The 14,391-nt window shown below is 72.2% G+C and carries 15 protein-coding genes; 3 read left to right on the top strand and 12 right to left on the bottom strand.

Going from position 1 to position 14,391, the window contains the following annotated elements; genetic code table 11:
• Positions 1-89: 89 nt before the first annotated feature.
• The 9 genes from WME97_RS04805 to WME97_RS04845 all read right to left on the bottom strand — a co-directional run bounded on the left by WME97_RS04805 (position 90) and on the right by WME97_RS04845 (position 8,113).
• The gene (locus tag WME97_RS04805) at positions 90-812 is read right to left on the bottom strand and encodes a glutathione peroxidase (protein WP_437549775.1); all 723 of its coding nucleotides are present in this window, start codon (positions 810-812) and stop codon (positions 90-92) included.
• Between the two features lie 275 nt (positions 813-1,087).
• On the bottom strand, positions 1,088-2,275 hold the full coding sequence (locus WME97_RS04810; RefSeq protein ID WP_437549776.1) for a methylated-DNA--[protein]-cysteine S-methyltransferase: 1,188 nt from the start codon (positions 2,273-2,275) through the stop codon (positions 1,088-1,090).
• Positions 2,276-2,320: 45 nt separating this feature from the next.
• Complete coding sequence (locus tag WME97_RS04815) at positions 2,321-3,163, bottom strand: helix-turn-helix transcriptional regulator (protein ID WP_437549777.1); 843 nt, start codon at positions 3,161-3,163, stop codon at positions 2,321-2,323.
• A 214-nt stretch (positions 3,164-3,377) separates the two neighbouring features.
• The gene (locus WME97_RS04820; protein ID WP_437549778.1) at positions 3,378-4,427 is read right to left on the bottom strand and encodes a DUF2169 domain-containing protein; all 1,050 of its coding nucleotides are present in this window, start codon (positions 4,425-4,427) and stop codon (positions 3,378-3,380) included.
• Positions 4,428-4,707: 280 nt separating this feature from the next.
• Complete coding sequence (locus tag WME97_RS04825) at positions 4,708-5,550, bottom strand: nucleotide-binding enzyme (protein WP_437549779.1); 843 nt, start codon at positions 5,548-5,550, stop codon at positions 4,708-4,710.
• Positions 5,547-5,960 (bottom strand): RNA polymerase sigma factor, encoded by a 414-nt coding sequence (locus tag WME97_RS04830; protein ID WP_437549780.1) that lies wholly within the window; start codon positions 5,958-5,960, stop codon positions 5,547-5,549. Before WME97_RS04830 ends, WME97_RS04825 begins: the two co-directional genes overlap by 4 nt.
• Positions 5,932-6,429 (bottom strand): HD domain-containing protein, encoded by a 498-nt coding sequence (locus WME97_RS04835; RefSeq protein ID WP_437549781.1) that lies wholly within the window; start codon positions 6,427-6,429, stop codon positions 5,932-5,934. The genes WME97_RS04830 and WME97_RS04835 overlap by 29 nt, the downstream gene beginning before the upstream one ends.
• Positions 6,430-6,566: 137 nt before the next feature.
• Positions 6,567-7,733, bottom strand: a complete 1,167-nt coding sequence (locus tag WME97_RS04840) for a caspase, EACC1-associated type (protein ID WP_437549782.1) — start codon at positions 7,731-7,733, stop codon at positions 6,567-6,569.
• Positions 7,734-7,753: 20 nt separating this feature from the next.
• A complete protein-coding gene (locus WME97_RS04845; protein WP_437549783.1) occupies positions 7,754-8,113 on the bottom strand; it encodes a hypothetical protein in 360 nt (119 codons plus the stop codon).
• Between the two features lie 548 nt (positions 8,114-8,661).
• Between WME97_RS04845 and WME97_RS04850 the strand changes: the two genes are divergently transcribed.
• Together WME97_RS04850 and WME97_RS04855 are read left to right on the top strand one after the other, a co-directional pair.
• Complete coding sequence (locus WME97_RS04850; RefSeq protein WP_437549784.1) at positions 8,662-9,192, top strand: hypothetical protein; 531 nt, start codon at positions 8,662-8,664, stop codon at positions 9,190-9,192.
• 23 nt (positions 9,193-9,215) lie between these two features.
• Complete coding sequence (locus tag WME97_RS04855; RefSeq protein ID WP_437549785.1) at positions 9,216-9,815, top strand: DUF1990 family protein; 600 nt, start codon at positions 9,216-9,218, stop codon at positions 9,813-9,815.
• A gap of 55 nt (positions 9,816-9,870) precedes the next feature.
• Here WME97_RS04855 and WME97_RS04860 read toward each other — a convergent pair whose 3' ends face one another.
• Entirely contained in the window at positions 9,871-10,680 is an 810-nt protein-coding gene (locus WME97_RS04860; RefSeq protein ID WP_437549786.1) for a haloacid dehalogenase type II, read from the bottom strand.
• Positions 10,681-10,888: 208 nt separating this feature from the next.
• On the opposite strand from WME97_RS04860, the gene WME97_RS04865 reads away from it, so the two are divergent.
• Positions 10,889-11,827 carry a LysR family transcriptional regulator gene (locus WME97_RS04865; protein ID WP_437549787.1) on the top strand — a complete coding sequence of 313 codons (939 nt, stop codon included), beginning with the start codon at positions 10,889-10,891 and terminating at the stop codon, positions 11,825-11,827.
• Here WME97_RS04865 and WME97_RS04870 read toward each other — a convergent pair.
• Together WME97_RS04870 and typA are read right to left on the bottom strand one after the other, a co-directional pair.
• The gene (locus WME97_RS04870) at positions 11,815-12,309 is read right to left on the bottom strand and encodes a hypothetical protein (protein WP_437549788.1); all 495 of its coding nucleotides are present in this window, start codon (positions 12,307-12,309) and stop codon (positions 11,815-11,817) included. The two genes, WME97_RS04865 and WME97_RS04870, sit on opposite strands and share 13 nt — an antisense overlap.
• A 77-nt stretch (positions 12,310-12,386) precedes the next feature.
• Entirely contained in the window at positions 12,387-14,273 is a 1,887-nt protein-coding gene (gene typA, locus WME97_RS04875; protein ID WP_437549789.1) for a translational GTPase TypA, read from the bottom strand.
• Positions 14,274-14,391: the final 118 nt, after the last annotated feature.

Below are 14,391 nucleotides of genomic sequence, written 5' to 3' on the forward strand. Positions count from 1 at the left end.
TCTCGCTCCCCGCCTCCCCGCCTCCCTGTGAAATTCCTGCTCTTTCTCGTGGTTTCAACCCGTCTGTCGCTCCAGGCCGCCTTCGTGAATCAGGCCTTCGCGAGGTAGGCTTCGAGCTCGTCGGCGCCGCCGATGTGCTTGCCGTCGATGAAGACCTGCGGGGTCGTGCCCTTGCCGCTCACCGCCCGCAGGCGGCGCGGCGAGGACGCCACCTCCTCGTAAGGGATCTTCCGCGCGTCGAGGAGCCGCTTCGCCTTGGTGCAGTAGCCACAGCCCGGCTTCGTGAACAGCAGCACGTCGTTCGGCGCCTTCGACGACGGATCCAGGTACTTCAGCATCGTGTCCGCGTCCGACACATCGAAGGGATCACCCTCCACCTCGGGCTCGATGAACATCTTCTTGATCACGCCGTCGTCGACAAGCATCGAATAGCGCCACGAGCGCTTGCCGAAGCCGAGGTTCGCCTTGTCGACGAGCATGCCCATCTTCTCGGAGAACTCCCCGTTCCCGTCGGGCAGGAACTGGACCTTGTCCGCCTCCTGCGCCTTGCACCACTCATCCATCACGAACGCGTCGTTCACGGACACACACGCGATCGTGTCCACCCCGCGCCGCTTGAACTCCTCCGCGAGCTCGTTGTAGCGCGGCACGTGGCTGCTCGAGCAGGTCGGCGTGAAGGCGCCCGGCAGCGCGAACACAACCACCTTCTTGCCGGCGAACACCTCCTTGGTGGTCACGTCCTTCCACTGACCGTCGACACGCGTACGAAACGTGACATCCGGAACGCGCTGCCCTTCGAGGTTCTTCAGCATGACTGTCGTGCTCCTCCCGTGCTCTTCTCGTTGCCATCCGCGACGGCAACCTTGTCCAGCGTCGTGCGGCGCTCCACGCGGCGCTCTCGGGCCGGCGAGAACTTAGCCCCGGGCCTCGACGCCGGCCAGCGCGACGGCGAGCCCGACCGAGGGCCGCGCCGCAATGGCGAGCCCGACCGAGGGCCGCGCCGCGACGGCTGCTCGCCCGGGCGACGGCGACCGCGCCGGAGGAGGCGCCCCGCTGGGCAAGCCCAGCGCCGCCGTGGGGCGAGGCGTCAGCCGCCCCGCGCCAGATCCACCGCGCGCCAGAGGTACCAGGTCGCCACCGTGCGGTACGGCTTCCACCGCGCGCCGCGCTTCTCGAGATCCGCGCGCGCCGGCGGCTCGGGCCGCTTGAACGCGAGCGTGAAGCCTTTTCGGATGCCGTAGTCGTCCACGGGCAGCACGTCCGGGCGGCCGAGGCGGAACATGAGGAGCATCTCCACCGTCCACCGGCCGATGCCGCGCACCCGCGTGAGGCGCTCGATGATCGCCTCGTCGTCCATGCCGTGCACCTCGGCGAGCGTGGGGAGCTCGCCGTCCTCCGTCTTCCGCGCGAGGTCGCGCAGCGCGAGGAGCTTCGCCTGCGAGAGGCCGGCGCCGCGGAGCTTCTCGTCGGAGGCGCGCAGGAGCTGCGCGGGCGTGGGGCCCTCGTGCGCTCGCGGGAAGAGCGCGCGCACGCGCGCGAAGATGGTCGCGGCGGCCTTGCCGGTGAGCTGCTGGTAGACGATCGACTCCGCGAGCGCGAGGAAGAGGCTCGACGTCCTGTCGATCCGCATGGCGAACGGCCCGACCGCGTCGATGACGCGCGCGAGCGCCGCGTCGGACGCGCGCAGGTGCTCGACGGCGGCGCCCGGATCGAAGCCGAAGTCGCCGCCGGGCGCGCTCGACGGGGCGCCGCGCGTCTGGCCGCCCTCGATCGCGAGGAGGCGGAGCTTCGTCGTGACGCCGCCGTTCGCGGAGAAGCCGCCGGCCTTGCCGCCGGCCGCGAGCACGCGGTGGCACGGGACGATGATCGCGAACGGGTTCCGCCCGAGCGCCTGCCCCACGGCGCGCGCCGAGCCGACCGCCCCGAGGCGCGCCGCGACCTCGCCGTAGGTCAGCGTCGCGCCCGGCGGGATGGTGCGCGCGACCTCGTAGACGCGGCGGTGGAACGGCGGCACCCGATCCATGTCGAGCGCGACGGCGGACAGGTCGCTCGCCTCGCCGCGCAGGAGCGCGACGATCGCGTCGACCGCGCGCTGCACCTCGGGCGGCGGCGCCGCCGCCTGGGCGCCCGGCAGGCGCTGGAGCAGGCGCGACCGCGTCTCGGGCTCGCGCGCCTCGGGCAGCTGCAACGCGGCGACGCCGCGCTCGCCCCACGCGATGCCGCAGCGGCCGATCGCCGTGTCGAACAGGAGGAAGCCGTGTGCCGTTGCTGTCATGAGGGTCCTCGCGGGCAGGCGGGGCGCCCGCGTCCGGCGGCCATCCTAGGAGCGCGCGGCGAGGCGATCTTGGAAGATCTTGCGATCCCCCCTCGCCGCCTTCCGGAAGCCGCGGGGCGAGACGCCGGCCGCGCGGTGGAAGGTGCGGACGAAGTTGGAGAGGTCGCCGAACCCGACGTCGAGCGCGATGTCGGTGATCGACCGGGCGCTGTCGGCGAGGAGGCGCGCCGCGCGGCGCAGGCGGGCGCGGACCAGGTACTGGTGCGGGGTCACGCCGACGACTTTCCCGAAGACCCGCAGGAAGTGGAACGGGCTGAGCCCGACCTCCCGCGCCGCGCCCTCGAGGTCGATCGGCTCGTGCGCGTGCTCGTCCAGCCAGAGCGCCGCCTCGACGGCGCGGCGGCGGTCGCGCGCCCCGGTGTCCGGCGGCCTTCGCTTCCGGCCGGAGGCGACCTCGACGAAGCGGGCGGAGAGGAGCACCCCCACCTCGTCGACGCCGAGGTCGCTCCTGCCCTCGGCGGCCGCCTGCGCGAGCTCGCCGAGCACCATCAGCTCGGGCACGGGCGGCAGGCCGCCGGCCCGGAACGCGCCGGCGCCGTCGCCGAGGGCCTCGACGAGCGCCGGCGCGAGCTGGAACGACAGGCACTCGTCGCCGACGACGTGCTCGTGCGAGCACGTGTACTCGTCGCCGGGGTGGCCGACCAGGAGCGACCCGGCCACGAGCTCGAACGCCTCCCCCCGGACGCGGTAACCGAAGCTGCCCTTGCGCACGTAGGAGACGGAGAAGCCGCGGTGGAGCTCGGCGAACGGCGCGTCCCCGGGTCCGGAGCGGCACCGGTAGTCGACAACCGAGATGGCGTCGCCCCGCACCAGCGTCGTGACGTCCATGGGTCACCGAATGTACTTGCGGCGGCGAGGCCGAGCAACGCGCCCCGCGCCCGCGCTGCGGCGCCGCGCCCGCCGCTCCGGGGCCCGCGCGCGCCGTCGACCTCGACAGTCCCCCCGGACACCGTTTGCGACCGCTCCCAGATCCCGAACGCCGTTCAGACCGTGATCGCGACCGTCGTCAGCGCCTTTGGAATGGGTCGCGCGACGGCCTCGCTCACGTACTGACGACGTCTCGATCGGACCGGTTGAGCGTCACCTCTGCCGGATCGGACGTCGCGACGGCGCTCTGGGCGGCTATCACGATCTCGGCAGGGGCCAGCCATGCGGGCGGGGCGCCCGGCACCTCGACGCCGACGACGACGCGCACCGCCGCGAGCGCTGCTTCCTCCGCGAGCGGGAAGCTGCGCCGCCAGACCAGCGAGCACGATTGCCGGTCGCCGTCGATGTGCAGCGTGTCCAGCACGAGATCGAGCGGCTGCCCCTCCGCGACGCCGAACGCGGAGAGGCCATGGACGCGCCCGAGGGCGCGCGCCCCGGGGAGCCGCGTCCGCAGCGCTGGGAGCGTCGGGTGGAGGCCCGCGAGCACGAGCCACTCGTCGCCGACCAGGGCTTCGACGCGCTGATCGGGGGGGGCCGCCTGGAAGTAGCTCCAGTCGAAATCGTCGGGGATCTCGAGGATGGGCCCCTCGAGCGCCTTGTGGGGCGTACGCCCGAGCAGCCGCCTGCGCGAGGGCCACACGCTCCCGAGCGGCGCGAAGCCCGCTGGGCGGTCGCGCCGCGAGGGATCCAGGACGGCCGGGCGATCGGTGCCGAACGGGTTGTCGGCCATGCCGATCCCCCCGAATGCGCGCTCGTAGGCGAGGGGGATCGCCTTCTCCGCGCCGCCGGGCTCGATCGAGAGCGCCTTGTCGAGGATCGGGCGCTCGCCGGCGAAGAGCGCGAGGCGCACGGAGAAGGGCGCCGCAGGCGGGCCCGGCGGCGCGTGCGCGTGGCCCGTGAAGAACACGTCGATGCGCGCGAGGTAGGGCGCGAGATCGCTCGTCAACCGGACGCTGCGGCCCGGGTGGTTGTGATGGTGGATGTCAGCATCGATGATTTTTTGCGGCTCGACGGGAATCATCGGTGCGCCGTCGACAAAGGCGAAGGTCGCCTTGGCGATCACGGTGAGGTGGAGCCGCCCCCGCGCGCGCCACATCACCGCCGCTGCCGCCGTTCCGGAAGGCGCCGCCATCGCGCTGGGAACGGGCGGGTCCTCGGGCTTCACCGCGCCATGAGAGCACTTGGGCGTCGCGAGGGTCAAGCCTCGCCACGCGGCGACACCGGCGCGTCGTCCGACGCTCGCCTCTCCGCCCGGCGAGGAGGTTCATCGGCCTCGCAGCGCGGGTGAAAGCGGTGGAGTCCGGCGACGACGGCAGGATCCGAGTCCGGCGAGTCGTCCTATCCATCCATCGGTGTCGAGCCTCGCGCTCGGCGAGCGACGGTATCCCTTCGTGCCGTCGCGGGAGCGCAGGAGCGCCCGACCCTCCTCGCCTGCGGTCGGGGCCTCAGGCCGTGTCCTCGAAGCCGGGGAGCGGCTCGTAGTCTTGAGTTGCGTCGTCCTCCTCGCCAGGCTCGGCGCAGGCCGGCTCGTCGCCGTCGTCTCCGGTGCCGCCGCCGTCGAGCAGCCCATCGAACGGCCCGGGGAGCGGCTCGTCCTCGTCCGCCTCGAGCAGCGCGTCCATGCCGTCCACCTCGCCGGTCTCCAGGTAGCGCTCCCACGCGACGGGGTGATCCCGGGCGCAGAGCGCCGAGAGCGCGGCGACGCCGAGGCGCACGATCGGCTTCCCATCGGTGCTGCTGCGGGGCCGCGCCCTCAGATCGCGCGGGGCGTACACCGTGAGCTCGAGGGGCGCCACGTCCGCCACGTGGTAGTGGACGTACTCCCGGAGCTCTCCGCCCTTCTGGATCGTCACGCGCTCCCGGTCGAACGTCCAGCCGAGCGCCCGCACGTGCCGCTCCAGCGCCTCCTCGTCGGCGGGGAACACGTGCAGATCGACGTCGCTGCCGCGGCGGATATGGCCGGTGGAGACCGAGCCGATGAGCCGCGGCGAGAACGGCGCGAGCGCGCGCATGGCCTCCAGCGCCACGATGCGCAGCGCGAAGAGCCGGCGCGTCCGCTGGCTCCCCTCGGCGCGCTCGGCGAAGAGGAGCAGCGCCTCACGGATCTCGCCGTTCGAGGGCAGGTCCGCGGGCCGGTAGCGCGCTCGCCGCCCCTCCACCTGGCCGAGGATCCGCTTTGCGGCCATCCGCTTGGCGGTGAAGTACTGGTCCACGCCTTCCTCGTACATGAGGCGCGCGGCCTCCGCGGCGATGCGGGCCCGCAGCCCGCCGAAGCGCTCGGCGCTCATCGGGCCCCCCGCGCCGCGCGCGCTGCCGGCGTCTCTGCCGCCCGCGCCGGCGCCGCGGCGACCGTCGGCTCGAGGGCCTGCCGCAGCCGGAGCATCGCGCCGCCCACCACCCGGCCGCACCGCGGCGCCCCGAACAGGCGCTTCTGCACCACCTGCTGCGCCACGCCGAGGCGGCGCGCGATCTCGCCCTGCGAGAGGCCGTCGAAGAAATACGCCTCGACGACCTCCCGCTGCTTCGCCGTCAGCGCGGTCTCGACCGCGTCCCGCACCGCGGCGCAGAGCCGCGCTCGCCCGGGCGGCTCGGCCTCGCCGCCCCAGAGCCGGCGATCGTCGGCCCAGCGGTCGACGTCGTCGCAGAGGACCTCCCGGCGGACCTTGCGCTCAGGCGAGCGGCTCCTTTCGCAGGTCATCGGAGGGGGCGGGCTCGCCGCCGATCGAGAGGAGGGTCCAGTCTGCGCCGTCGAGCAGGAGCTCCACGGCGGCCTCGGGGCGGAGCACGGTCGCCTCGGGCGAGCGGCCGCCGACGTCCCAGCGGCGGAGCCGCGCGAGGTCCGCGAGCGCCTTCGTGCGCCGCAGGCGCCGCCGGGTCGCGCCGGGCGCGCGCAGCAGGTGGAGGTGGTGCCGCACGAGCCAGACGATCCGCGGGCACACGAGCTCCTCGAGCACGTCGGCCCCCTCCTCGGCGTGGTCGGCGCAGGCGAACGCCTTGCCGACGTCGTGGAGCAGGGCCGCGGCCCAGAGCGAGCGATCCGCGGTCTCACGGCGGGCCAGGTCGAAGACCTGCAGGGAATGGAAGAGCGCGTCGCCCTCGGGGTGCCAGCGCGGATCCTGCGGCACGCGGTCGAGGGCGAGGAGGAGATCGAGGAGGTCCTTGTGCATCGACGGGAGGGCGGTCAGGCCGCCCGCGGGCTGCGGGCGAGCGGTGCCCCTTCACCCTGGGGCGCGGTCACACCCACCGGGAGGCCCCGCGCGCCGGGCGAGCCGAAGCATAGCGCGGGCGCCCCCTGCGCCAGGGCTCAGGGAGTGAACAGGGTGGCCGATCGCTTCCTCGGCCCGGTTGGCGGGTGCGCGACCGTCTCCGCGGTCTGACGTGTGCCCGCGGCCTCCAGGCGGACCAGCCTGAGCACGGTGCCCCCGACGACGATCTGGCCGTTTTGCGGGAGCAAGGCGCTCGTGATGCGCTGATCGTCGATCTTGGTCCCGTGCGTGCTCCCCTGGTCGATCACGCGCACCTCATCCGCTCCGACGACGATCGTCGCGTGCTTTCGCGACACCTTCGGATCATCCAGGCGGATGAAGCAGTCGGGCTCTCGCCCTACCGTGAACTCTCCAGGGTGGAGCACGAACCGCCGACCTGCGAGGGGCCCGTTGCACACGAAGAGCTCGCAGGTGATCGCGGCGTTCCCGCCCGACGCCGGGATCGTGGCCCGGAGCGGGGCCTTCGCGATGCGCAGCCGCCCCTCGTACTTCTGCGTCCACATCTGCGGGGTTTGCCGGCCTCCCTCGGCCTTGATGCTCGCTTGCACGTACTCGCAGAGCTCGTGGACATCGACGTATCCGTCTCGGTCCAGATCGGCTGTGCCGGTCGACAGGCCCTCGACGATGTGGCGCGTGAAGATCGACTGCGGGGTCACCCCCACGGGCTGGTCGGCCTGCCACGCCAGCTGAACCGACGTCGTGGCGGAGATCACGACGCGACCCGAGCCGTCTCCCATGAACGTCCCGGCGATGTCGACGCTGTCCTGCTCGCTCTTGGCGGAGTTCTCGTACGCGCCGCTGTAGCAGCAGTCGAGGATCAGGACGATGCGCTTCGCGGGGCACTGATCGATCTGGCGGCTGATCCACGCCGCGTCGACCGAGGTCGCGCTGAAGAGCTCTTTCTCCGTGTCGTGCGTGGCGAGGTGGAGGTGACCCCAGTCGTCCTTCAGGCCATGACCGGAGTAGTAGAGGACGAGCAGATCCTCCGGATGGCGGCGATGGAAGAGCGCGCCGATGGCCTTCCGGACCTCGAGCTGGCTGCCATCGACGCAGAGCTGGACGCGAAAATCGCCGATGTCCGGGTTTCCCATCGTGTCGGCGAGCTTCGATGCGTCGAGGGCGGGCGCCTGGAGCGAGCGCAACCTGCCGTCCGCATACATTCCGTTCGCGATGATGAGCGCGATGCGGTCCCGTCCGCCCAGCACAGGATCTCTGTCCAGGGCTGTCATTTGATTGCGCTGATGCGGCGCGCGAGGTCGAGCACTTCCTTCTCCCCGAGCGGCTTGTCCGAGGTGAACTCGACCTCCAGGCCGTTCTTCCCCCGGATGCGAATGCGGCGCCTCGGCGCGCGGACGACCCACTCATTGACGAGCTGAATCACCTGGGGGAGCACCGCGGGGAGCGCGGCGAGCGCGATCGCGCCGACGGTGAAGGCGTCTCCCTTGGCGTTCCTCGGGAGGTGGCCTTCAACGGCGCGCCGCGGGGTCGCGCCCGCGGTGCCGATGTCTCGCATCAGGCTCTCGAGCATCGCGTCCAGCTGATCCGCCTCGACCTCGGCGTCGTGAAAGTTGAACTGCATGTCCATTGGCCATGCACCTCCTCGCTGTTACGAATCGCCGAGGAGCGTATCAGCGCTCGCCGGGAGGTGCCAGCCGCACACGCGGAGTCGCGTCGTGTACGCGCCGCCATCCTCGAGCTGCGAGACGCGCCTGAAGCCTGCTTCGCGATCGTCCAGCCCATCTCATGTCCATGCCGATCCCTCGGTGAGCGGCGTCTCGGATCCGTGCAGGCCGGTTTGACGCAAAGGCGCTCATCGCGCTTCGTCGTGGCCGTAAACCCATCACGTCGCGGGGGCGGCGGGAACATACCGCCGCGCGAGCTCGCGTCCGGTCCGAGAGCTCGTGCAGCTCGGATCGCGGACGTGAGACGGCGGTGACCACGTTGCGGTCGTGGGAACACGCTCCTTCGTAACCGAACGATCTCGGTGGAGCGCCTCGCCGAGGCAGCGCGCCGGGATGCCGCGAGGCGGCCGGGGGGTCGCCGGCGGAAGCGACCCAGCTCGATGACTTGCGGCCGCTCCGGCGGCTCGAGAACCTCGCGCTCGACTCGTGTGAGCTTTCCGATCTCGGGGCCTTGTCGGCCGTTCCCACGCTCCGTCGCCTCTTCGCCACGCATTGCCGGATCGCGGATTGGTCGGGCCTGTGCGCGCTGACCCACCTCACGGATCTCAACGTCACGGCGTGCGACCTGACCGAGCTCGGACCTCTCCTGGATCGCCTGCCGGCGCTCGAGCGCGTCACGGTCGCTGGCAACCCGCTGGGCCTGGCGGCTCGGGCCGACGTCGCGCGGCTCCCCGCGCCGGTCTTCTGGCCGCATCCGGACGCCATCGAGATGGAGGTCAACGAGGCGCTCGTCGAGCTCCGCCAGTACCAGATCTACGGCGCGTGCGCCCGCTGGAACGACGGTTACCTGGTCGGTCTGTGGAGCGCGCGAGGCTGCCTGACGTGGTATCGGATCGACATCGACCGCTTCCGCACCGCCCTGAAAGAGCGCCGCCACCCATGGGACATCCGCTCGTGGATCGAGGCGTGTCCCATGGTGTTTGACGTCGGCTGGGCCTCTCGCTGGAGCGAGCTCGGCTTGCGCCCCTGGCTCCACGCCTGACCGCCTCGGCTATCCTGCCCCTCGTGCTCTCCCGCGCCCGCCCCTCCGATGCCGCGATCCGCGCCTTCCTCGCTCGCCAGGCGGGCCGGCCGCTCTCGTACGCGGAGGTCGGCTGCACCGGCGCCGGCGATGGCCGCCCGCGGCCGCCTGCCGGCTTCAACGTCGACCACCACCGCGCGGTGCTCGGCCAGGGCGCCGCGCTCTTCGACCGCGCTGTCGAGGCGATGCGGCGCTGGGCACAGTTCCGGCTCGGCTGGGTCGAGCTCTGCTATCCCGACGCTCCCCTCCAGGCCGGCGTCACGGTGGTGATCCTCGTCCGCGTGCTCGGGATTCACTGGCTCAACGCGTGCAGGGTCGTTTACACCGTCGACGAGACGAGCGGCCCTGTGCGCCGGTTCGGCTTCGCCTACGGGACGTTCGAGGAGCACGGCGAGCGCGGCGAGGAGCGCTTTCTCATCGAGCACGACGAGCCTTCCGGCGAGGTCGCCTACGACATCTTCGCCGTCTCCCGGCCGAATCACGTCCTCGCCCGGCTCGGCTATCCCTACGCGCGCAGGGTCCAGGGGCGGTTCGCCCGCGACTCCATGCGCGCCATGCGCGGCGCCGTGACCTCGCCGCCGTGAGGCGCGCCGGGAGCCCTGCGACCCGCTGATCGCACAGGCGGCATGGCCCCGCCGGTCACGCCCTCTCCTTCACGAACTCCACGAGATCCGAGAGGCTCGCTCCCGTCGCGTCGGCGCTCACGCCGAGCTCCTCGGCCGGCAGGCCCAGGCGGTTGACCCAGAACGTGGGATAGCCGAACCACCGGGCCCCCGCGGCGTCCCAGCCGGCGAACGCGACGAACGCGATCTCCTCGCGCGTGAGGCCGAACGCGTCGAGCGCCATCCGGTACGCGCGAGGATCGGGCTTGTACGTCCTCGCCCCGTCCGTGCTGAGCACGTGCTCGAACAGGCCCCCCAGACCGGAGCTCTCGATGGCGGCCCCGAGCATCCTCGGCGTGAAGTTCGACAGGAACGAGAGCCGGATCCCCGCGCCCCTCAGCGCCCGGAGCGCCGGCAGCACGTCAGGCCACGCCCGGAGATCGAGGTACGCGCCGAGGAGCCGCGCCCGCTTCTCCTCCCCGAGATCGAGCGCCAGCGCGCGCTCGGCGAACACCAGCGCATCCGAAGTCACCTGCCAGAAGTCGGCATACTCGTGGGACGCGACCCGCAGCCACGTGTACTCGAATTGACGGGTGCGCCACGCCTCGCTCAGCGATGCCCCCTTGCCCGGACAGAGCTCCTCCGCGAGCGCCGCGATCGGCCGCGGATCGAATATCGGAAAGGCGTCGAAGGCGATCGCCTTGATCTTCGATCCCGCCGCCGGCCGCGGCGGCGCCGGCCCGTGCTGCGCGGCACAGGAAGCCGTCCCGGCCGGGGCCGAGCCCAGGAAGCCCGCCGCGGCCGTGCCGGTCACGCGGTGGAGAAACTCACGACGATTCGTCAACATGCCAGCCTCCCTCCGATCCTCCGACGTGAAACTCGCGACCTGCGAGTCCGCGAGTCCGCGAGTCCGCGAGCGCGCGGGTGCGGGAACGCACGCGGGAGAGCATGCGCGGTCCGACGTTGCCCGGGGATCCGCCATCGACGTAGACTCGCCATGCACCTTTGCATGGCGCGGAGCGCTCTCCGGCAGCAGCGCCCCGCGCCCCGGAGCCATGCTCGACTGGGACGATCTGCGCTACTTCCTCGCCGTCGCGCGGCACGGCAACCTCTCCGCCGCCGCGCGCGTGCTGAAGGTCACCCAGCCGACCGTGGGGCGGCGCGTCGCCGCGTTCGAGCGGCGCCTCGGGGCGAGGCTCTTCCAGCGCTCGCCGTCGGGGTTCTCGCTCTCGGCCGCGGGCGAGAGCGTGCTCGGCCACGCCGAGCGCATGGAGCAGGACGCGCTCGCGGCCGAGCGCGCCGCCGCCGGACGCGACGCAGGCCTGAGAGGCCACCTCCGTGTCACCGCGTCCGAGTGGCTCGCCACGCGCGTCCTCGGGCCGCTGCTCGTCCCGTTCCTCGCGCGCCACCCCGCCATCTCCGTCGATCTCATCGCGGACGCGCGATGGCTGAGCCTGCCGCGGCGGGAAGCGGACATCGCCCTTCGCCCCGCCGCGTTCGAGCACCACGAGGTCTTCCAGCGCGAGGTCGCGCGGATCGGGTTCGGGCTCTATGCATCGGAGGCCTACCTCGCCGAGCGCGGCCCGCCGGACTGGGGCCGGCAGTGCGAGGGCCACACCCTCGTCACCATGAACGACGAGCCTCCGGCCATCGCCGACCTGTCGTGGGTGCGCGCCGTCGCCGCGAAGGCTCGCGTCGCCGCGCGCACCAACGGCCGCGAGCCCCAGGCGACGATGGGGGCCGCCGGCGTCGGGCTCGTCTGCCTGCCGCGCTACCTGGGCGACGCGACCGCCGGCCTCCGCCTGCTCTCGCCGCCCTCGCCGCCGCCAGGGCGCAAGCTGTGGCTCGGGGTGCACCGCGATACGCGCGGGGTGCCGCGCGTGAAGGCGCTCGTCGCGTTCGTCGCCGACGCCCTCGGGCCGCTCCGGAGCGCCCTCGACCCCGGCGCGGGGCCGCGCGCGTCAGGCGACGAGCGCCCCCGCTACCGGCCCTGATCGCGCTGGCACGCCCTGAGCTTCTCGAACTGCGCGTCGCACGTCGGGGGCAGGAAATCGGTCGCGCACTCTCGAACGCGCCCGCTCAGGCAATCGAAGAGCGACGTGATCGACGGCGCGAGGAACTCGCAGGGGATCCGGTCCGCGGAGGCGACGGTCTCGCCCACGCAGTCGAAGAAGGGGGAGGTCAGCGCGTTGCAGGGGCGCTGCTCGGAGAGCAGGTCGGCGCAGCGCTCGCTGCACCGGAGCTCCGGACACGTGACGCCGTCGAAGAGCGAGCAGAAGAAATCGCACGAGGCCCTCTGCTCCTCGACGGAGGACCCGCCGGAGCTCGCCGACTGCGACCCCACGGCCGCGCCTGCGCCCCCGGCGCCGTCCGAGCTCCCCGGGAGCCCGTCGACGACGACGGCCCCGCCGCAAGCGCCCGCCCCCGCGAGCGCGACGAGCGAAGCCAGGAAAGCGAAGAGCAGCGGCGTTCTCATCAGGGCATCCTATCGCGCGGCAGGCACGGCAGGGGCGCGCATCAAACGCCCCGCACGTCCCGCGCGCCCCCGGTCGCTCACTCCACCGCCTGCGATTGCTCGATCGCGTCCTCGCGGCGCTCCCGGCGGTTGCACGCGAGCACCTTCTTGCGGACGCGCACCGCGTCGGGCGTGACCTCGACGAGCTCGTCGCCGTCGATCCACTCCATCGCCGTCTCGATCGTGAGCAGCCGCGGGCTGGCCAGGAGGACGTTCTCGTCCTTGCCGTGGTTGCGCACGTTCGACAGCTTCTTCTCCTTGATGACGTTGACGTCGGTGTCGTTCGGCCGGTTGTGCTCGCCGATGATCATCCCCTCGTAGACCTCGACGCCGGGGACGATGAAGAACATGCCGCGCGGCTGCAGGTGGTGCAGCGCGTACGGGGTCGCCACGCCGACGCGATCGGCGACGATGGCGCCGGTCGGGCGGCGCATCATCGGGCCGCCCCAGGGCGCCCAGCCGTCGAACATCGTGTTGAGCAGGCCCGTCCCGCGCGTCGCCGTCAGGAACTCGCCGCGGAAGCCGATGAGCCCGCGCGACGGCACCCGGAACTCGAGGCGGGCGCGGCCGAAGCCGGGGTTCGTCATCTTCACCATCCGGCCGCGCCGGGAGCTGAGGCGCTCGGTCACGATGCCGACGTAGGTGTCCGGCACGTCCACGACCACGAGCTCGAGCGGCTCCATCACCTCGCCGTCGATCTCGCGCGTCACCACCTCGGGGTTCGAGAGCTGCATCTCGTACCCCTCGCGCCGCATCGTCTCGACCAGGATCGCCAGCTGGAGCTCGCCGCGGCCGAGCACCACGAACGTGTCGGGCACCTCGGTCGGCTCCACCCGGATCGCGAGGTTCTTCATCGCCTCGCGCTCGAGCCGCTCCTTCAGGTGACGGCTCGTCAGGAACTTCGACTGCTTGCTCTTGCCGGCGAACGTCGACGTGTTGACGCCGATCTTCATCTTGATCGTCGGCTCCTCGACCACGATCCGCGGCAGCGCCTCGGGGTGCGCCGGATCCGTGATCGTGTCGCCGATCGTGACCGTGTCGAGCCCGGCGATCGCGATCACCTCGCCCGCGACGGCGCTCTCGACCGCGACGCGCTTCAGCCCCTCGTAGGCGTAGAGCATCTTCACGTAGCCGCGCGACTGGCCGCCCTCGCCGAGGAGCGCGACGTCGGCGCCGGACCGGGCGGTGCCGCGGACCACGCGGCCGACCGCGAGCCGGCCCACGTACTCGTCGTGGGTCGTGTTGCAGACGATGACCTGGAGCGGACCGTCGGGGTCACCGGAGGGGCCGGGGACCCGCTCGAGGATGGTCTCGAAGAGCGGCTCGAGGTCCTTCGCCTCGTGCTCGAGCTCGCGCTTCGCCTGCCCGAACTTCGCGATCGCGTAGAGCGTCGAGAAGTCCATCTGCGCGTCGCTCGCCTCGAGGTCGCAGAAGAGGTCGAACACCTCGGAGAGCACCTCGTGGGCGCGCGCGTCGCTCCGGTCGATCTTGTTGATGACCACGATGACCGGAAAGCCGCGCTGGAGGCACTTCGAGAGCACGAAGCGCGTCTGCGGCAGCGGGCCCTCGGCGGCGTCGACGAGGAGGAGCGCCCCGTCGGCCATCATGAGCGTGCGCTCGACCTCCCCGCCGAAGTCGGAGTGGCCGGGCGTGTCGACGATGTTGATCTTGACCCCGCGGTACCGGATGCTCGTGTTCTTCGCGAGGATGGTGATGCCGCGCTCCCGCTCGAGGTCGTTCGAGTCCATGACCCGCTCGGCCACGACCTCGTTCTCTCGGAAGGCGCCCGACTGGCGGAGCATGTGATCGACGAGGGTCGTCTTCCCGTGGTCGACGTGGGCGACGATGGCGATGTTGCGGAGATCGTTACGGGGCATATACGGCGGCGGCCGTGTAGCACGCGACCCACGGAGGAGCGAGCCCATCCTCGCTAGAGCCCGAACGTTCGGCCTGCACGGCAGGCCCGCGTCGAGGCGCTCGGATGGAGAGCGCGAGGCGCGCGCATGGCGCGAGAGCGGCGCGCGTCGAGCGGGCGAGCCGAGC

Source organism: Sorangium sp. So ce367, from assembly GCF_051520455.1.
Classification (GTDB): Bacteria; Myxococcota_A; Polyangia; order Polyangiales; family Polyangiaceae; genus Sorangium; species Sorangium cellulosum_B.